Annotated in this window: 15 protein-coding genes; 11 read left to right on the forward strand and 4 right to left on the reverse strand. The window is 62.0% G+C overall.

What is annotated here, in order from left to right:
• Nucleotides 1-20 precede the first annotated feature (20 nt).
• The 8 genes from B071_RS0102110 to phnE (B071_RS0102145) all read left to right on the forward strand — a co-directional run bounded on the left by B071_RS0102110 (nt 21) and on the right by phnE (B071_RS0102145) (nt 8746).
• Complete coding sequence (locus B071_RS0102110; protein WP_018525453.1) at nt 21-2222, forward strand: MFS transporter; 2202 nt, start codon at nt 21-23, stop codon at nt 2220-2222.
• 80 nt (nt 2223-2302) lie between these two features.
• Nucleotides 2303-2968 (forward strand): metal-dependent transcriptional regulator, encoded by a 666-nt coding sequence (locus B071_RS0102115; RefSeq protein ID WP_018525454.1) that lies wholly within the window; start codon nt 2303-2305, stop codon nt 2966-2968.
• A 115-nt stretch (nt 2969-3083) separates the two neighbouring features.
• Entirely contained in the window at nt 3084-3998 is a 915-nt protein-coding gene (locus B071_RS0102120; RefSeq protein WP_018525455.1) for a cation diffusion facilitator family transporter, read from the forward strand.
• Between the two features lie 44 nt (nt 3999-4042).
• On the forward strand, nt 4043-5053 hold the full coding sequence (locus tag B071_RS0102125; RefSeq protein ID WP_018525456.1) for a hypothetical protein: 1011 nt from the start codon (nt 4043-4045) through the stop codon (nt 5051-5053).
• A 189-nt stretch (nt 5054-5242) separates the two neighbouring features.
• Complete coding sequence (phnD, locus tag B071_RS0102130; RefSeq protein ID WP_215730264.1) at nt 5243-6253, forward strand: phosphate/phosphite/phosphonate ABC transporter substrate-binding protein; 1011 nt, start codon at nt 5243-5245, stop codon at nt 6251-6253.
• Between the two features lie 63 nt (nt 6254-6316).
• Nucleotides 6317-7120 carry a phosphonate ABC transporter ATP-binding protein gene (phnC, locus tag B071_RS15390; protein WP_215730265.1) on the forward strand — a complete coding sequence of 268 codons (804 nt, stop codon included), beginning with the start codon at nt 6317-6319 and terminating at the stop codon, nt 7118-7120.
• On the forward strand, nt 7113-7916 hold the full coding sequence (gene phnE / locus B071_RS0102140; protein WP_018525459.1) for a phosphonate ABC transporter, permease protein PhnE: 804 nt from the start codon (nt 7113-7115) through the stop codon (nt 7914-7916). The genes phnC and phnE (B071_RS0102140) overlap by 8 nt, the downstream gene beginning before the upstream one ends.
• Nucleotides 7913-8746, forward strand: coding sequence for a phosphonate ABC transporter, permease protein PhnE (phnE, locus tag B071_RS0102145; RefSeq protein ID WP_040586983.1), 834 nt, complete (start codon nt 7913-7915; stop codon nt 8744-8746). The genes phnE (B071_RS0102140) and phnE (B071_RS0102145) overlap by 4 nt, the downstream gene beginning before the upstream one ends.
• A gap of 155 nt (nt 8747-8901) precedes the next feature.
• Here the strand turns inward: phnE (B071_RS0102145) and nifJ are convergent, their stop codons facing one another.
• Entirely contained in the window at nt 8902-12111 is a 3210-nt protein-coding gene (nifJ, locus tag B071_RS0102150) for a pyruvate:ferredoxin (flavodoxin) oxidoreductase (RefSeq protein ID WP_018525461.1), read from the reverse strand.
• Between the two features lie 1617 nt (nt 12112-13728).
• Nucleotides 13729-14274 carry an isochorismatase family protein gene (locus B071_RS0102170; protein WP_026244913.1) on the reverse strand — a complete coding sequence of 182 codons (546 nt, stop codon included), beginning with the start codon at nt 14272-14274 and terminating at the stop codon, nt 13729-13731.
• A 17-nt stretch (nt 14275-14291) separates the two neighbouring features.
• Here B071_RS0102170 and B071_RS15400 point away from each other — a divergent pair, with 17 nt between their 5' ends.
• On the forward strand, nt 14292-15596 hold the full coding sequence (locus tag B071_RS15400; RefSeq protein WP_018525464.1) for a mechanosensitive ion channel family protein: 1305 nt from the start codon (nt 14292-14294) through the stop codon (nt 15594-15596).
• Here the strand turns inward: B071_RS15400 and B071_RS0102180 are convergent.
• On the reverse strand, nt 15535-16023 hold the full coding sequence (locus tag B071_RS0102180; protein WP_018525465.1) for an RrF2 family transcriptional regulator: 489 nt from the start codon (nt 16021-16023) through the stop codon (nt 15535-15537). The two genes, B071_RS15400 and B071_RS0102180, sit on opposite strands and share 62 nt — an antisense overlap.
• 165 nt (nt 16024-16188) lie before the next feature.
• On the opposite strand from B071_RS0102180, the gene B071_RS18135 reads away from it, so the two are divergent.
• Entirely contained in the window at nt 16189-17031 is an 843-nt protein-coding gene (locus tag B071_RS18135; RefSeq protein ID WP_018525466.1) for an aminotransferase class IV, read from the forward strand.
• On the opposite strand, the gene B071_RS18140 is transcribed toward B071_RS18135, so the two are convergent.
• Complete coding sequence (locus B071_RS18140) at nt 16964-17758, reverse strand: NUDIX hydrolase (protein ID WP_018525467.1); 795 nt, start codon at nt 17756-17758, stop codon at nt 16964-16966. The two genes, B071_RS18135 and B071_RS18140, sit on opposite strands and share 68 nt — an antisense overlap.
• 100 nt (nt 17759-17858) lie before the next feature.
• On the opposite strand from B071_RS18140, the gene B071_RS0102195 reads away from it, so the two are divergent.
• On the forward strand, nt 17859-19301 hold the full coding sequence (locus B071_RS0102195) for a lyase family protein (RefSeq protein ID WP_018525468.1): 1443 nt from the start codon (nt 17859-17861) through the stop codon (nt 19299-19301).
• The last annotated feature ends 31 nt before the right edge of the window (nt 19302-19332 follow it).

A 19332-nucleotide genomic window follows, 5' to 3' on the forward strand; every position in this document is an offset into this window, starting at 1 on the left:
TCCCGGGCTATGATAACCCCATGAGCAGCCGCACCGACGTACTCTCCGCTGCCGAGCGGGAACAGGGATTTGCCTCCTTTTCCAGGCACATCAGCTGGAACGGCCTGGGAGTATTTCTCCTGAACGATACGATCGTTTCCCTCATGGCGATCCACTTCGGCGCGAGCAACCTCGAGCTGGGCTACATCAACGCCGCCTTCCACGTGACGGGTATCGTCTCTCTGGTGGTGCCCCGGCTTTTCAGGGGGTGCAGGATCACCCGCGTCTTCGGCATGGCCTGGCTGTTGCGCGGTTTTGTGGTGCTTTTTTACGGGGTGCTCTTTTTCCTCAGCGGCCAGGCCGCCCGGATCGCCATCATTACCATCTTTACCGTCTTTTGTGTTACCCGGGCCATGGGGGTGTCTGTGGCTCACGCGGTGCAACGCGATGTCATGCGGGAGCGCGAGATGGGAGGGGCCATGGTGCGCCTCAATATCCGCCTGGCCTATTCCCAGTTCGCTTCGCAGCTTATGGGGTTTTTTCTCCTCTCCCTGGCTTTTTTTGAGGGGCTCGGGGGGTTGGTGACCATCGTCTATATCGGGGCGGTGATGAATACCGTGGCATCGCTCTACCTCCTGAAGATCCCCGGGCGTTCCGTGGTGGAGCACCCCGGCTCGGGGGCCTTTCTGCGCACGGCCAGACGGATCATTCGCCACCGCCACCACGTGGTACCCCTGATGATTCATGCCCTGGGCATGGGGCTCCACGTTCTCTTCGCCTTTCAGGTGGCCTTTCTGCGCCGTGTGCTGGGGATGCCCGACAATATGGCGATCCTCTTTACCCTGGTGGGGGCGGTGGCCTCCATTCTGGCGAATAACTGGCTCAAGCCCTTCGCCGATACCCTGGGTGAGAAGCCCCTCCTGATCATCATGAACGTCGGGCTCGCCGTCATGGCCCTGACCTGGGCCGTTCTGCCGGGATCGCTGCCCGTGGCCGCCTATTTCCTCACAGGATTTTTCACCTTTTTCTTCCTGCGCAGCCTGCTTACCCTGAAGAGCGCCGCCCTGGTCCGGTCCATCCCCGAGCGCGATCGCGTCCCCTACACATCCATGGCCAACATGCTTCTGGGGTTGGTGGCCCTCTCCCTGGGGATCGCCGGGGGGATCCTGGCGGACCTCTCTGCCAGGGCCCCCTTTGTGGTGCACGAGTACAGCCTCACCTTCTTCTTCACCTTTCTGGTGGCCCTGACCACGGCGGTGCTGAGTTTCTTCCTCCCCGACGGAAGAAGCCTCTCCCTGCGCGAGACGGCCGAGATCGTCCTCTCTATCCGAAACCTGCGGGCCTTTCTGGACGCGAACCAGCTCGATTTTTCGGGTGATCCCTCGCGCCGGGAGAGCCTCCTTCTCTCGCTGGAGCGGAGTTCCACCCCCATTGCCACCTCCCGCCTGCGGGACCGTCTGCGGGGGCCCTCGGTGGCGGAGAGAGAACGGGTGCTGCGGAGCCTCTTCCGCTCGCCCCGACCGGAGCTCCTGGAGGATATCCTGAAGGAGGCGGCGGACCAGGGGAGCTATACCCGCAGGGACGCCCTCTTCTGTCTGGGGGCCTACCCCGATGCCCGTAGCGAGACCCTGCTTCGGGAGATCGCCCGCCGGGAAGAGGGGCTCGAGGAGGGAATCATCGCCCTGAAGAGCCTGGCCCGGCTGGATTGTGGCGATGAACTCCCCCGGATCAGGCGGCTCATGGCAGGCCCCCTCTCTCCCCGAATGGAGCTGGACCTGGCCGTGGCGGAGTCGATTCTGGACCCCCGGGGGCCTCATCTGGAGGATCTCTTTCACCGGGCCCTGCGCCGGGGGAGCCGGAGCTTCGCCGAGACGCGTTTCTCTATCGCTCTGGGGCAGCTCGGGTTCTCCCCGGGGATTCAGGAATATCTCCGCTCCGAGGTGGCTGCTCCGGGCAGAGGGCTAATGGAGCTGATCGACGATGCCAGCGAGTTCTCCCTCGTTCTGAAGCATCGTCAGGAGATGCGCGACCACCTCCAGCGGGGGGAATGGCGGGAGGTATGGCTGCTGGTTCAGTCCTTTTTCCGGACGGAGCTGGAGGCCTTCTCCCGGGCACCCTCCTGGGTGACGGGGCTTGCCCGCTCCGTCGAGGGGGCAACCGTGCCGGAGGGGCTGGAGCCTCTGGGTGCGCTGGCCGCCTTGTACGTGTTTCACCATTGTCTCGATGCCGTGATCGAGCCCTGACACAGGTAGTGATGACGGCTTGCACAGGCAGGGCATGACCGGTACCATGGCAGGGCTATTTTCCGGGGAGGTCGCAGAGGGTGCCCACGAGCACGGTTGAACAGTATATCAAGACAATATACCAGCAGGAGGAGCAGGCTCCCGGTGAGATCGTCCCCATGAAGGACCTCTCGTCGGCCATGGAGGTAACCCCCGGCACGGCCACCACCATGGTCAAACACCTGGCAGGGCTCTCCCTGGTCTCCTACGTGCCCCGCAAGGGGGTTGTTCTTACTCCCGAGGGACGCAAGCTGGCGCTCACCATGGTGCGCCGCCACCGGCTGATCGAGACCTTCCTGGAACAGGTTCTGGGATACGACTGGGCCGAGGTCCACGACGATGCCGAGGACCTGGAGCACGCCGTGTCGGACCGCTTTGTGGAACGCATCGACTCCTATCTGGGATACCCCGCCACCGATCCCCACGGGGCTCCCATCCCCTCCCGCGAGGGACGTGTCCAGAACTCCCGGGCAATTCCCCTGGATCAGTGCGAGGAGGGGAGCCGCTTTCGTATCTCCCGGGTGGGCGACACCCAGGAGGATTTTCTCTCCTTCCTGAAAGCCCACCGCCTTACGCCGGGAGAGGAATTCATTCTGGAGACCCGGAGCCTCCAGGCGGGGACCATAACGGTGCGGCACGCCGGCTCGCGGGAGACCCTCACTCTGGGGGCAGACCAGGGCGCGCGGATCGCAGTTGCACCACAGTAGGCCCTTCCCGTATATTTTATATCAGCCCCACAGGCACTCCTGTGCACACGCTCTTTGTGATCCGTGGACCGTGATCCGTGGGCCCGGGGGAGATTCAGATCAACGAGGTGAGAATATGGCAGTGACCAGTCAATTCAGGTCCGAACGCCTGGCGTTGCGGATATCGCTGGTCGGTACGATGGTGATGGCAGGATCTGACCTGGTGGTGGGAAGTCTTGTCAATTCGAACGCAATTCTTCTGGACGGGGTTTTCTCGCTCCTGAGCATGGGCATGACCGGCCTGAGTCTCTACACGGCCTTCCTCATTTCCAAGCCCGACGACGAGTGTTTCCAGTTCGGCTACGCCCACCTGGAACCCCTGATCAACGTGGTGAACGGGGTCTTTATCCTCTCGGCTTGTCTCTTCGCCTTCGTTCAGGGGCTGCGAACCCTTCTCACGGGGGGCAGGGAAATCGCCCTGGAGTTCGCCCTAGTCTATACCATATTTACAACCCTCTTCTGTTTTGGCATTTTCTTCATCGAGCGGCATATCGCCCGGGTGGCCAACTCCGAGATTGTCCGGGTTGATACCCAGGAGTGGCTCGTGGACGGTATTCTGAGTGGAACAATCCTGGTGGGATTCTCCGTGGCCCTCATCCTCTCTCTCCGGGGGTACGCGCATCTGGGGCCCTACGTGGACCCCGTGCTGGTAACGGGTATGTCCCTGGCGGCCTCGATCCTGCCCTTCAAGGTGCTGCGGCGGAACTTCGCCGAGGTGCTCCTGGTGGCCCCCGAGGATACCTACCAGGATGCGGTGGAGGCGCTGGTGAAGGAGCTCTGCAAAAAGTACAAGTTTCAGGATTACACCTGCCATCTGGCCAAGACGGGTCGCGAGTACGATCTGGAGATCAACTTCCTGATCGGCGACGAGGAGAAATGGCCAACCCGGCGTCAGGACCGGATCAGGAAGATCATCTGGGATAAAACCAGAAAACTTGGCATGAAAACCTGGCTCACCGTGAGTTTCACCATGGACAAGCGCTGGCTCTAGCCGGATAACATGAAACTTTCCGGCGCAGGGGCTATGATAGTGCCATGAACATCGAGCTTTACGATGGGCGTGAACAGGCTCTCCGGGACAGACTGAAGAAGAATCTCAGAAAGATCGACCCCGACATGTACGCCACCTGCCGGTTGATGGAGGCGGAGCTGGGAAGTCTCTCCCGGGTCTTCTGCAGCTATCCCTCCATCCTGGACAACCAGCACTTTGGCGACGAGATCCACTCCGTGGACACCCTGATCGAGCGGCTCTTTCGGGATGGCTGCGACCATACCGTCCTTCTGCCCACAAAGGTCATGGTGGGGCGTACCTTCACGGTGGCAAAGTTCAACTTTTTCGGCTTTCTCCGGAAGATCTGCTCCCGCTACGAGGGACTCGCCCGATACGATCAGGAGGTTCAGGAGGTCTGGGAACACCTGCTCTTTTCCCTCCTTATCGAGGATGTCTATCAGGTGATCATCGAGCGGAACGGTTACTACTCCCCGGAGTTGCGGCGCGAGGCGGCCCTGGAGCTGATCCACCTCTGGGAATACCGCTTCGACCAGACCGTTACGGACTACGCCCCGGCTGTGGTGGAACTCTGGCGTGCCCGCCTCCAGATCGCCCCCGTCTTCGGTACCATGATGGGAACCATGGAGCTCATGCGGCTCTCGTCGCTCCTATCGGACCGGTGGTACCGCTTCCTCGACGAACAGGGGGAGGTCCGGGAGGTTCAGCAGGCTCTGGAAGAGTTTGTCTTCGGGATCGTTCACGAGGAGATCTGCCTGGTCCGGGAAACCATGGACAGCCGGGGAATCGCTGCGGTGAACCGGGAGAGTCTCCAGGAGATGCTCGCCCGGGAGGTTCCGCCGGAGCCCATCCAGGAGGACGATCCTCGCGAGATGTACCGCTTCTACCACCGCCGCAGTCGCAAGATCCTCCGGCGCAGGATCGCGGGAGCCGAGGGGCCCCGCCGCACCCTGGAGGAGATTCTCCTGGTCTTTCTGATGAATCAGCGCCTTGCTGCCGGCCTGTTCGGGCCGTCACAGGAAAACCCCGCTCCCTGACTCTTTTTTAATCAAAAAAGAATGTGACAAATGTAACTATGCGGTTCTGAAACGGGCCGTGGTATAATTCGGCACGTTGGTGTTGTTCCGGGGCAGCGCGCTGTCCCGGAAGTATATTGTTCCGGGATCAGGGTGAGCCGGAGACAGAACGTTTCCGGGTGCGTGCCCCTTCCCGAAAAGGAGGACCCCATGAAGAAACTGTTTGTTGTTGCAGTGATGGCCCTGGCTCTGACCGGCGCGGTCTTTGCCGGAGGATCGCGGGAACGGGGGGCGGCCCTGGAGCCCATTCCGTCGTCGGAGTGCCCGCCCGAGGCACGGGGCCATTTCGATGTTTTCTTCTGTGACAAGGATGGTGACCTGCTGGCAGACATGCCCGAGGACGAGCGGTTCTGGCTCGATCCCCAGACCCTGGTCTTTGCCTACACCCCCGTTGAAGATCCGGCGATCTACGAGGATATGTGGCAGCCCTTCCTGGACCACCTGGCAAAGGTAACGGGACGAAACGTCCAGTTCTTCAGTGTCAGTTCCTACACCGCCCAGGTCGAGGCGATGCGCGCGGGCCGGCTCCATATTGCCGGTATCTCCACGGGTCCCACGCCCTTCGCGGTGAACCTGGCAGGCTACGTGCCCATCGCCATTATGGGTGGTGCCGATGGCCAGTTCGGGTATACCCTGCAGATGTACGTCCATGCCGACAGCGATCTCCACAGTCTGGAAGACCTGAAGGGCAAGCGGGTTGCCCACGTGACCCCCACGTCAAACTCGGGCCACCAGGCTCCCATGGCGCTCTTCCCCCGGTACGGACTGACCCCCGGGGTTGACTACGAGCCCGTCTTTTCCGGCAGCCACGAGAACTCCGCCCTGGGCGTGGTGGCTCGTGACTACGACGCGGCGCCCGTGGCATCGGAAGTGGTGGACCGCATGGCAGAGCGGGGCCTCTTTGATCCCGCCGATGTACGGATCATCTTCGAGACCGATCCCTTCCCCACAACCTCCTACGGCATAGCCCACCGGCTCCATCCCGATCTGCAGGAAAAGATCCGCGAGGCCTTCTTCTCCTACAGTTTCGCCGGAACCCCCCTGGGTGAGGAGTTCGAGGTGGACGGCTTTATTCCGATCGTCTACAAGGACCACTGGGACGCCGTCCGTACAATTCAGGAGTATAACGGCGTTCAGTATCGGCTCTCTGATATCGACTAACCCTTTTCTCTCTTCCTGCGGGGCGGGCTATCCCGCTCCGCCTATTTTCCCCTGCAGTATGGAGTGACACAGACAATGCTGAAGATAACAAACCTGGAGAAGAGCTACACCAAGGGAGCCCCCGTACTGAAGGGGCTGAATCTGACAACCGACGAGCGCAGGCTCACGGCGATCATCGGTTCCTCCGGAGCAGGCAAGAGTACCCTTCTCCGGTGCATTAACCGCCTGGTAAAAGCCGATTCGGGATCGATCGAGCTCGACGGGACGGATATCCTCTCCCTCTCGGGGCGAGCGCTTCAGGATTCCCGGCGACAGATCGGGATGATTTTTCAGGCCTATAACCTGGTGGACCGCCTGACGGTGATGGAGAACGTTCTCTCGGGTCGTCTTGGCTACACCGGCTTCTTTCGCGGTGTTTTTCGCAAGTTTCCCCAGGAAGATGTCGACCGCGCCTACGCCTTGCTGAAGCGGGTCGGGCTTTCCCAGTACGTGAACAAGCGGTGCGATGCCCTCTCCGGTGGTGAACGGCAGCGTGTGGGCTGCGCCAGGGCGCTTATGCAGAACCCGCGAATCCTCCTGGCCGACGAGCCCACGGCCTCGCTGGATCCCAAGACATCGGAACGGATCATGGAGCTCATCGCGGGTATCACCGAGGAGCTGGATCTGCCCGTTCTGATCAACCTTCACAACGTTCCCCAGGCGACCACCTACGCAGACAGGATTCTGGGCCTTCGCCACGGGGTGATGATCTTCGATGGAAACCCCGATGAACTCACCGAGGACTGGCTCGAACAGATCTACGCCGGCCACGAGGACGATCTGAAGAAGCAGATGAAGGTCGGGGCAGCGGAGTATGACGATGAGTGACGCAACCACACGGTACCGGTGGCGAAGACCACACTTTATTGAGAACCCCTGGGTGCGTTACACCGTGCTGCTGGTGACGGTGCTTTATCTGATCTTTGCCCTTCAGATGATGCAGGTGAGCTGGCAGCGGGTGCTCGACGGGATACCCCGGGCCGGAAACATGCTTCGCATGGCCTTCCCCCCCGATTACGGATCGCGGGGACGCCTGATCGTGCGGGGCTTTATCGAGAGTTTTCAGATGACCGTGATCGCCACGGCCGCAGGAGTGCTGCTGAGTGTTCCCATCGGGTTTATGGCGGCCAAGAATATCGCTCCCCTGCCGGTGTACCTGGTGGGCCGGGCCATTGTGGTGGTGAGCCGGAGCCTTCACCCCGTGGTTATGGGTGTGCTCTTTGTGGCAGCCGTGGGATTCGGAGCTTTTGCGGGGATTCTCACGCTCATCATGTTTACCATCGGGTTTGTGGGCAAGCTGCTGGCTGAGGCGATCGAGGAGATCAAGTTCGGCCAGGTCGAGGGGGTCCGCTCTACGGGGGCGGGATTTCTCTCTGTCCTGGTCTACGCGGTCTTTCCCCAGGTTCTGCCCCGGCTCATCGGGCTCTCCATGTATCAGCTTGATATTAACCTGCGGGCTTCGGCTATTGTGGGCCTTGTAGGAGCAGGAGGGATCGGAGGCACGCTGAATACCGCCTTCGGCCGCTACGACTACGCCACGGCGGCGGCGATTCTTCTTGTTATGGTAGCGATCATCCTTGTTACGGAGGGGATCAGCGGATACTTGCGGAGGCTGACAAAATGAGTACAGGCAACAACGGTACCACTCTTACAGACATGGCCCGGCCCGACCATTATCAGTGGTTCCGGTTTACCCGGCTCCAGCGGATGGTGCGGAGCATCAGCTACATCCTGGTGGTGGCGCTCATGTACTGGGCTCTCTCAACGGTGAATATTTTCTGGCCCTGGGTCTGGTCGGCTCCCGCCCAGATCGGCGATATGATGTTTCGGATGTTCCCCCCTTCGCTGGTGCAGCTGAATCCGATCCTCTACGCCCTGGTGGAGTCAATTAATATTGCCTTCCTGGGCACGCTCATCGCGATCATCCTGGCTCTTCCCGTGGCCTATTTCGGGGCCCAGACGGTGACCCCCAACGCGATCACACTCTGGTTTGCCCGGCTGATCATCGTGGGAACGCGCTCGGTGGATACCCTGGTCTGGGCGCTCATCTTTGTGGCGATTTTCGGCCCCGGGTCTTTTGCGGGAATCATGGCCGTGGCCTTTCACTCGATCGGGTTCTTGAGCAAGCTGATCGCCGAGGCGATCGAAGAGATCGACTGGGGCCCCATCGAGGCGCTCGAGGCGGTTGGCGCCTCCCGCGCCCACGTGATCGCCTACGGGATCGTTCCCCAGGTTGTGCCCAGTTTCTGCGCGATCTCGATTCTCCGGTGGGATATCAACATCCGGGAGTCTACCGTTCTGGGGCTGGTTGGAGCGGGTGGTATCGGGCTTATCTTCCAGGGTGCGATCGACCTGTTCCAGTGGAACACGGTCTCCATGGTTCTGATCGTGATCGTCGGGGTGGTTTTCTCGGGCGAGTTGATCACCTCCATGGTTCGGCGCAAGCTGATCTGAGGTTCCTGAGGGGGCTTTTCCGGCAGATTCCCGGCAGAAGGGTCTGCCGGGAAGTCCTGGAGATACAAAAAAAACCCGGCGGGGATATCCCCGTCGGGTTTTTTTGTGGTGAACTCCGGCGGGGCTGCCTTGGGGCAACCCGCCGGATCGTGGAATCAGGCGTCGGAGAGTTTCTTCAGATCCTCGAAACGACGCTTGTTGTCTTTCTTGGCCAGCTCGTGCAGCCGTGCAGCCTCCTCGGGCTGGGAGAGTTCCAGTCCCCGGTAGCGGATCTCCGCGCCGGTGTAGACGCTGAAGTCCACCGTGGTTTCGGGAGTCTCCCACTGGAAGGGTGCCTTTCCGGCGAGCTCGTTGGCGGGGTTGAAGCGGTAGATGGGCCAGTACCCCGACTCGGCAGCGTTCTTGGACTGCTTCACGGAGTTCTTCATGTCGTAGCCGTGGGCGATACAGGGGCTGTAGGCCAGGATGATCGACGGTCCGTCGTAGGCTTCTGCCTCCAGGATCGTTTCAAGGACCTGGTCCCTGTTCATGCCCATGTTCACGCTGGCCACGTAGACGTGACCGTAGGTGGTCATCATCAGGCCCAGGTTTTTCTTGCCCGTCTTCTTTCCGTCGGCAGCGAACTTGGCGATCGCTCCCCGGGGGGTGGACTTGGAGGCCTGTCCTCCCGTGTTGGAGTAGACCTCGGTGTCCATGACCAGGACGTTCACGTTCTTCTGCTGCGCCATGACGTGGTCCAGACCGCCGTAGCCGATGTCGTAGGCCCAGCCGTCACCTCCGAAGATCCAGATGGAGCGGTCCACGAAGTAGTCGCCCAGCTCGATGATCTTGGCCAGGATGGGCCTGGTCTCGGTGGTGGCTTTCTTGAGCGCCGCCGGCAGGAGTTCCCTGGTCTGATCGGCTGCGTCCTTGGCTTCGCGGCTCACCGAGGTCCAGAGGTCGAGGTTCTTCTTCAGCGATGCTGTCAGTTCCCCCGTGGTGCCCTTCTCGAGGAGGGCCTCCACGTTATGCTTCAGCTGGTTCCGGTGCGCATCAACGGCCAGGCGCATTCCGAAGCCGTACTCGGCGTTATCCTCGAAGAGGCTGTTTGCCCAGACGGGGCCGCGCCCTCTGCTGTCGGTGGTGTAGGGTACGGCCGGGAAGGTTCCTCCGTAGATCGAGGAACAGCCCGTGGCGTTGGCGATCATCATCCGGTCTCCGTAGAGCTGGGTGATGAGACTCACGTAGGGGATCTCTCCACAGCCCATGCAGCTTCCGGGATACTCGAAATAGGCTTCCTCGAACTGGGCATCCAGGGCCTGGACCCGCTCGCTCTTGGCGGCCCACTTGGTGGTGACCGGTCCGGGGCGTCCGCCCATCTCAAGCCGCTTGGTCCCTGTGGGAATCTGCCCGTCCAGGGGCATGGCGCTCACGGGGATATCGTCGCCCTTCATCTTCCAGATCGGCTCCAGAATCTTCCGGCCGAACTCGCTTCCCGATTCGGGAACCAGGACGGTCTCGGCGACGGACTTTTCAGCCTGCGCGGGGATGGGGACTTCCTTCACGGCGTCCACAGCCATATCGATGGCCTTCCAGTTCTTCTCGACGATCTCCTGGCCCTTGCTGATAAACTGCTTCTCCACGTACTTTTTCACCAGCTCGATCGCCTTGTCGGGATCGATCACTTTGGCGAGTTTGAAGAAGGCTACCTGCATGACCGTGTTGATCCGGTTGCCCAGCCCGGCTTCCTTGGCCAGTTTGGAGGCGTCCACCGCGTAGACCTTCACCTTGCGGTCCAGGATCGTCTGCTGCATGGAGGCGGTAAAGGTAGAGAAGACATCTTCCGGCGCAGCCGTGGTGTTAATCAGGAAGGTTCCTCCCTGGGTGATTCCCTCGAGGATGTCAAAGCGTCCGATATACTGGGGCCGGTGGAGCGCGATGAAATCGCTGGTGGTGAGGAGGTACTCCGACTGGATCTTCTCTTTTCCGAAGCGCAGGTGGCTCACGGTGAAGCCGCCGGACTTGTTGGAGTCGTAGCTGAAGTAGGCCTGGACAAAGAGGTCCGTCTCGGCTCCGATGATCTTGATCGAGTTCTTGTTGGCACTCACGGTACCGTCGGAACCGTAGCCCCAGAACTTGCACCGCACGATGCCTTCCTGTTCGGTGTCGATCACATCGCCCACGGGGAGGCTCTTGTTGGAGACATCGTCGTTGATACCGACGGTGAAATCGTGGGTTGCTGCGCCGTCGGCGTGGTCGTAGACAGCCTTGACCATAGCCGGGGTGAACTCCTTGCTGGAGAGACCGTAGCGGCCGCCGATGATCTCAACGTCCCGGCCCCGCAGGGAATGAACCACGTCCAGGTAGAGGGGTTCGCCCGGTGCGCCCGGTTCCTTGGTCCGGTCCAGGACCACGATCTTTTTTGCCGAGGCGGGGATAGCCTTGGCGAGATCCTCGGCAGACCAGGGGCGGTAGAGGCGGACCTTCAGGAGCCCCACCTTTTCTCCCTGTTTTACCAGGTGGTTTACCGTCTCCTCGATCGTCTCGACACCGCTGCCCATGGCGATAACCACCTTCTCGGGGTTGTCGGCACCGACGTACTGGAAGAGATCGTAGGTGCGGCCTGTCTTCTCGGCGAAGAGCTTCATGTACTTCCGGATGATCTCCGGGGTGGCGTCGTAGAGGTTGTTCACCGTCTCCCGGCCCTGGAAGTAGACATCGGGGTTCTGGGCTCCCACCTTCACCATGGGTTTCTCCGGGCGAAGCGCGTTGGCGCGGAACTGCTCCACGTGGGTCATGTCCAGCATGTCCCGGAGGGTGTCGTAGTCGAGCTCCTCGATCTTCTGCATGGAGTGGCTGGTCCGGAANCCGTCAAAGAAATGAACGAAGGGGATGCGCGATTCCAGGGATGCCAGGTGGGCGATCGCGGCCATGTCCTGGGCTTCCTGTACGTTGGCGCTCGAGAGCAGGCCGAATCCGGTCTGGCGCACGCCCATGACGTCGGAGTGGTCCCCGAAGATGGAGAGCGACTGGGCCGCGATTGACCGGGCCGAGACATGNAAGACCGTGGGGAGGAGCTCTCCTGCGATCTTGTACATGTTGGGGATCATCAGGAGCAGACCCTGGCTGGCGGTGAAGGTGGTGGTCATGGCCCCCGCAGTGAGGGATCCGTGAACAGCACCGGCTGCACCGGCCTCGCTCTGCATTTCGATGATTTCCAGGGTTTCTCCGAAGAGGTTCTTGCGTCCCTCTGCGGCCCAGGCGTCAGCGAACTCCCCCATGTTGGAACTGGGTGTGATGGGGTAGATCGCCGCCACCTCGCTGAAGGCGTAGGCGATTCGTGCTGTCGCCTCGTTTCCGTCGAGTGTGATGAATTTTTTCGGCATATTTCTTCCTTTATCTCGTGATTGCCGCCTCAGGCCGTGCCGAGAGACTCGGCGCGGGAGCCGACGTTTCGGGAGATTTGATGAGGTAACTATAGCTCTCTTTACCGTTCAATGCAAGCGTGGAGATGTGCTAACAGATCGTTTGTTGCACCCAATTTCACGATAAATGACCCTGCGTCACTTCTGGCAGGATCGGGCCTTGCCGGGAGGGTCTTCATTCTCTATTCTGCAGGGATGACGAATATATGCGCGGGCCTCCTGGAGCGGGCCTTTCCGGAGCGATCCGATCTGGTTGATCGCCTCCGTGTCCTGATTGATGGGGTGAGACCGGCCCTGGAAGAGCAGCGGAGCCATTTCCCCTCCCCGCCGGGAGCCTTCCCCCTGGATAGCGGCGAGTCCCTGCTGGTGGTGCCCCGGGATATCCCGGGCGGTATCGTGCCGGAGCAACTGGAGCAGGTGCTGGAGGAGGTCTGGGAGCACACCCTCTCGGGAATTATGGTTTCCTCGCTGGCCGATCTCTCCGGGGCGATTTCCGGGGACCTGGTCCGGGAGNATCGGCTCATGACNGAGCTGCTTCCGGAACCGTCGCCTGAGCCTCCGTCAGGGGCCGAGTCCTTTCTGGCGATGCTGGAGCAGCTTCTGGGAGATCTNTCCCGGGGAGTGCAGATTCTGGCGGTTCCCGATCTTTTCAGGCCTTCCCGGGAGGAAGAGGATGGTATCGTGGGGGTCCTGAAAGAGGCCAATCCGGATCTCCTGCTGGCGGGGGATCATGCCAGGGGCCACGATCTCGCCTGGCCGGGGGGGCGCCCCCGGGAGGGAAGGGAGCCGCTCGGCCAGGTTCTGCTCGAGGCCGTCCTGAATGAGGACGGCCGGGGGCTGGGGGAGTGGCTCCAGGCTCTGCCCGATCGGGAGTCCTGCCGGGCCTGGATCAACCAGGTGCCCTTCCTGTTCAGGGGAGCGGGGGAAGGGGCCAGAATGGACGTAAACCTTCCACTGGACCAGCAGGCCCGGAGCCTCGAGGCGCTTCATACACTGCAGTGTGCCCTGGCGGGGGTTCCCGCCTTTGTTCTGCCCCGGGCTATCCTTCAGGGCGCGGAGGACCTCCGTGCCGGTGCTGGTGACGGTGCCGGTGACGGTGACGCGAAGGGCGACAGCGAGCTGGGGGAACTGGCGGGGCTGGTTCTGCCCCGGCTTCGGGATCTTCTGCGGATACGCCTGGAAGAGCCCGCCTTCGATCCCGTGAGCTCCCAGCGGGTGGTGCCCGGGGATCCCCGGATGGTGGTGCTGGAGCGGGGCGGTGCCGGAGCACGGCCGGTACTCTGCCTGCAGAACCTCTCGCGCGATCCCGTGGAGTTTCGCGACCGGCTGGACAGGTACCCCTGGCCCGAGAGCGCCGTGGTAGAGGATATCCTCACGGGGGATCTGGTTTTTCCCTCCCGGGAAGGGGAGCTCTTCTCCTTCGAACTCCAGCCCCGGGAAGTCCTGTGGCTCCGTTTCGGGGAATCATCGCCGGAGTGAGACGGAACTGACCTCTGTTAACCCGTGATCCGCCCCGGGGTGAGGCACCTCGCCAGGGGCGGCGGTGTTACCGGGGCGGGGGTACTGCCAGGGGTGGGGTCAGCGGATGAGGCGGGAGATATCCCTGAACTCCGGGGCCGCGCTCGAGCGGGTGAGTTCAAAGAGGATCGATTCCGTGGTGGTCAGGCGGGCCCCCTCCTGCTGAAGCCGAACCAGGGCTGTTTCCCGGTCCCGGGGGTTCCGGCTGGAGACGGCGTCCACAGGAACCACGGGGATCAGGCCCCGCTCCAGCAGGTCCAGTGCCGTCTGGAGCACGCAGACGTGGGTTTCTATCCCCGCCAGGATCACCACCTTCCGGTTTTGCCCTTCCAGGTGGGTCATGCAGGCCGGATCGTCGCAGCAGCTGAAGGAGGCCTTCACCAGAAGGGGTGCTTCCTCCCCGGCGGCGTCCCGCACTGCGGGCAGGGTTGCTCCCAGACCCTGGGGGTACTGTTCTGTTACCGTCAGGGGAACTCCCAGAAGATGTAACCCCCTGCAGAGGGTGACGATTCGTGCCACCGTCTGATCCGCCTGGTCGATAACGGGGAGAATCCGTTCCTGAACATCGATGATGAGAGCCATTGTATTGTCACGAGTAATGCGCATGCTGGTATTATGAAGGAATGAACGAACTTGTTGAACTCCCGCCCGCCCTTCCTCCTCTTCTGTTGGAGCCCCTGCGCCTGGGGGTGCTGGATCTTCCCTTCTCGACCCTTCAGCTGGTACTGGAGTTTTTCCTCCCCCTGGTGCTGCTAGGGGGATTGCTGCGGATACTCTTTCTGGTTCTCCGGGGGTTTATCCGGGGGCTCCCCGCCTCGGAAGCGATCAGGGATCGGGCCGAGCGCTGGGTTCACAGGATAACCCGCCTCGCCTGGATCGCGTCGATCCTGCTGCTGGCCTCCCGTTTGCTGGGGGCGGAGATGGCCCGGTGGGTGACCTTCGCCGTGCGGACCCTGAACCAGCCTTTTTTCCAGTCCGGAGGGACCTCCATCTCGGTGGTGACGCTCCTTCTGGTGATCCCTGTCTTTTATTTTGCCGGGTGGTTTTCACGACTCGCCCGGCAGTCCGTGGAGCAGGGCCTCATGCGTCATCTGAATCTCGACGCGGCCCGGGCCTTCTCTCTTCTGAGCGTTGTCCGGTTTTCGGCTATGGGGCTCGCCATCGTGGTGGGGCTCAGCGTCATTGGTATCAACCTCTCTTCGCTGGCTGTTCTCTTTGGTGTGCTTGGTATCGGTGTCGGTTTCGGACTTCAGGATGTGGTGGCCAACAGTTTTGCCGGAATCATCATCGTCCTCACCAGGCCCATCAAGGAGGGTGACCGCATTCTGGTGGGGTCCATTGAGGGAACGGTTCAGCAGATCAAGTTCATTCACACCATTGTGAATACCGTGACCAACGAGACCCTGATTATCCCCAACTCGGAGATAACCAGTAACGCCATGCACAATTATTCCTATAACGACCTCTCGATCCTCCTGCTGAATACCGTCCAGGTGAGTTACTCCACCGATCTTGACCAGGCGGGAGAGGTGCTTCTGGAGGTGGGGAGGCGCTGCCCCTTTGCCGTCCCGGGCAAAGAGCCACTCTTCCGGGTGATTTCCTTCGACGATTCGGGGATCACCCTTCGGCTGGGGACGTGGATCCGTGATGCCCGGGAGCGTATGCCTGCTTCAAGCTGGTGCAATCTGGAGATCTGGCGCGCCTTCCGGAAGGAGGGGATAGAGATTCCCTTTCCCCAGATGGATCTCCATGTGCGCAGCGCAGCCGGGGGCCAGCCGATGGCCGGGGGACTGCCAGGTGCCGGCGAGGGGACCCTCCTGTCCGGAGGGGGCGGTTCCCCCGGAGGGGCCTCGATCGGGGAGGGTTCTAGTCAGGCCGGGACTGGTCCAGGAGGGACTGGAGCTGCTCCTGGTTCTCCTCGAGAATAGTGGCGAGGGTGATGCTCTCAAGATACCGGATAATCTGATCGGAGATCGTTTTCCACACGCTCCGGGCCACGCACTGGTCGGTGTTGCTGCAGGGGTCTGCCCCGTTCCGGAGGTTCTCCCCTTCGGAGTCATCGCAGGGGATGCAGGGGGTGCAGGGGGTCAGGTCCAGCCCCTCCTCGACGGCCAGAAAAATTGCCTTCACCGAGATGGTGGCGGGGTCCCGGTGAATCATGAATCCGCCCCCGGGGCCCCGAACGGAGTTGATCAGGTCGGCTTTTTTCAGCTTGAAGAAGATCTGCTCCAGAAACTCGGGGGATATGTTCTCTTCTTTGGCGATCGCCTTGATCGGTTTGGGTCTTCCCTGGGAGGTGGCTGCCAGGTTGATCAGGGCTCGCAGGGCGTAGCGGCCTTTTGTGGTTACTCGCATGGTCTGTGCTCCGGGTGTGGTTGAAAATAGTTTCTGGAGTATAGTAAGTGTGAGGGAAATGCTCAAGTTTTTCCCGGGTTTTTGTTGGAATCGGGTATACCGGCCGCCGGATGCCGGGGAGCGCCGGGTGGCCAGGGAGGTTCCGGGCCCCAGGGAGGGTTTCTCATGATCAGTCGTTGTCTGGAGTTGCGGGGAGAGACGGTCCGGGAGGTGCCTTCCGGGGAGGTGAACCGCGATCCCCTGCAGGGGGTCTATCTTGTGGCCCGCACCTGGCAGGGGAATAAGGTTCTGGATCTGGACGGGCATTTTCAGCGTCTCGAGGATTCTGCCCGTGCCCTGGGCCGGAACCTGACGGTTCCCCGCCATCGCATCCGCTCGGTTCTGGCCTCGCACCTCCCCGGGACAGCCCCCGGGTCCGGAGCGGTCAGGGATGTGCGGTTTCGTGTTACGGCTGTCCTGGACGATGATCCCTGGTACCGCCTTGTTCTGGAGGAGGCGCTCCCGGTTCCGCCGGAGATTCTTCGGGAGGGGGCGCTCTGCCGGATTCAGCGGGGCGCGGCCCGGACGAACCCCCGGGTCAAATCGCTTTCCTGGGTGCACCAACGCCAGGTCTTCTTCGCGGCCGGGGGAGACGGGGAGGTTTACGAGTATCTTCTGACCGATCGGGAGGGGCGTATTCTCGAGGGGGCGACCTCAAACGCCTACGCCCTGATCGACGGAGTCCTGCGAACGGCCGGAGAGGGGGTTCTCCAGGGGATCGCCCGGAAGATAGTGCTCCACACCGCCCGGGAGGTTCTTCCGCTGGAGTTCACCCCCGTGAGAGAGAAAGATCTGCCCCGGGTACAGGAGTTCTTTATCTCCTCGGCCACACGGGGCGTGGTTCCCGTTCGCCGGATCGACGACCATCGGCTGGGTCCCCCGGGGGAGATTACCCGGGAGATCACCCGCCGCTACAATCGCTGGCTCGACGAGCATCTTGAGCCTCTGGCTCCCCCCGGGGAGGGGTGATCGTCAGGGCAGGCTCGGCCAGGGAGGTGCGGGGCCACCGGGGGAGGAGCGAGAGAAGCTCGGCGAAGATCATCGCCGTGGCCCCCCAGAGCGGTCGGGGGGTGAGGCGGTAGGCCGGAACGCTGCGGAGAACTCCCCGTACCTCCAGGCTCACCGTGCCCTCCGTGCCGGAGAGCCGCCCCGGCGAGAGCGGGAGAATACGCGCGACCTCCCGGGGGTTGGGACAGAGAGGGATCGACTCGAGGGGGGCTTCTGTCCAGGCCAGGACGGGGGTGATCAGGTAGGAACTGACCGCCACGGCCAGGGGAGAGAGCCTCCCCAGGACGGTACAGCCCCCGGTGTCCAGGCCGATCTCTTCCCGGGCTTCCCTGAGGGCGGTCTCTTCCAGACTGGTGTCCCGGGGGTCCCGTCCCCCCCCGGGCAGGGCGATCTGTCCGGCGTGGGGCCCCCCGTCCCGGGCTCGTTCTATCAGAGGGATAAAGACCTCCAGCCCTTCGGGGCCGGGGCGAGGGGTCAGGAGGATCAGAACGGCGCTTTCCCGGTAGATTCCGGGGGCCTCTCCCCGCCTTGTCTTCTGCCGGCGTTCTCCGGAAGGGCCTGGGGGTTCTCTTGTTCCCAGGGGATCCATCGTGGTGTGCGCTCTTGCCCCGGGGAGAGCCTCTCCGGGGGTATTCAGGCGCCTCCCCAGATTATCAAGGAGGAGACGGAACTCTTGATCCTGTGTCATGGGAGAAAGCTACCGCCGGGATCGGGGCAGGATCAACCAGCAGAAGCGCTTCTCTATGGTCCGGTCTTTACAAAGGTCTCCGTTCTTTCCATCATAGCGTATGCAAAGTGAGAATCGTTTTCGCAATCTGTCTCCCCTGGATCATCGGTATTATCTGGCCAACCAGGCTCTTTTTGACCGTCTGGCCGATATTCTCAGCGAGGAGGCCTCCGTGGCGCAGTGCGTCCAGGTGGAGGCGGTATTGCTGCGGCACCTGGTTTCGCACGTGCTCCGCGATGATCCCCGCAGGGAGGAGTATCTCGAAAAGATACAGGATCTGCCCGGCCGGGTCAGCGCCGGTGAGGTCTACCGGGAAGAGGAGACCACCCGCCACAACGTGCGGGCTATCGTGAATGTGATCCAGCGTCACGTTCCGCAGGAGGTGCAGCACCTGGTTCATCTGGGCGCTACCTCGGTGGATATTCTGGATACAGCCGCTGCGATCCGGTATCGCGAGGCGACACAGCAGGTGGTGGTTCCACTGCTTCTGGATCTTCAGGAACTCCTGATTCAGCTGGCCGAGAACGAGGCCGAGACGGTATCGATCGGGCGCACCCACGGCCAGTACGCGGTTCCCATAACCCTGGGCTTTGCCCTGGCGGAGTATGTTTCCCGTCTGGGGGACAGCATCGCCAGGATCGCCGGGGCAGCGGGGGAGCTCCGGGGCAAGCTGGCCGGTGCCGTGGGGGCCTATAACGCCACGAGCGTACTCCATCCCGATCCGGAAGAGCTGGAACGGCAGGTTCTTGCCGATCTGGGGCTCAAACCGGGGGAGCACGCCACGCAGATTGTGAGTCCCGAGCCGCTTCTCCGGCTTCTTCTGGAGATGAACACCGCCTTCGGGGTGGTGGCAAACCTGGCAGACGACCTGCGGCATCTGCAACGCTCCGAGATCGGGGAGTTCTCCGAATATTTTGCCCGGGGCCAGGTGGGATCCTCCACCATGCCCCACAAACGGAATCCCTGGAACGCCGAGCACGTGAAGAGTCTCTGGAAGGCCTTCTCGCCCCGGGCCATGACCTGGTTTATGGACCAGATTTCGGAGCATCAGCGGGATCTTTCCAACTCCGCCTCGGGTCGTTTCGTGGTAGAATACGTGGCGGGTTTTGTGGCAGCCCTGGAGCGNATGCGCTCCATCATCGAGCGCCTTCGGGTCGACCGGGGCGGGATCGAACGGAACCTTCGGGAAGGCGCCCGGCGGGTGATCGCCGAGCCTCTCTATATCCTCCTTGCTGCCGGCGGGGTGGCCGATGCCCACGAGCAGGTTCGGCGCCTTACCCTGGCGGCCGACGAGGGGCAGGGCGAGCTTCTGGAGCTGGCCCGGGCCGACGAGGAGGTGTGGACTGTGGTCTCCGCCACTTACCGGCGTCTGACAGGGGGGGACCCGGAAGAATTTTTTGCGGACCCCTCCCGGTATACCGGGCGTGCCGCTGCCCGAACCAGACAGATTTGCGCCACCCACCGTGAGCGGGTGGCCGGGCTCCGCGCGGAGACCCCTTCCTGAACGGGAGAACTCCCGGGGTCCGTCTGCATCA

Origin of the sequence: Alkalispirochaeta alkalica DSM 8900, from assembly GCF_000373545.1 — a bacterium.
In the GTDB taxonomy this organism is placed as follows: domain Bacteria; phylum Spirochaetota; class Spirochaetia; order DSM-27196; family Alkalispirochaetaceae; genus Alkalispirochaeta; species Alkalispirochaeta alkalica.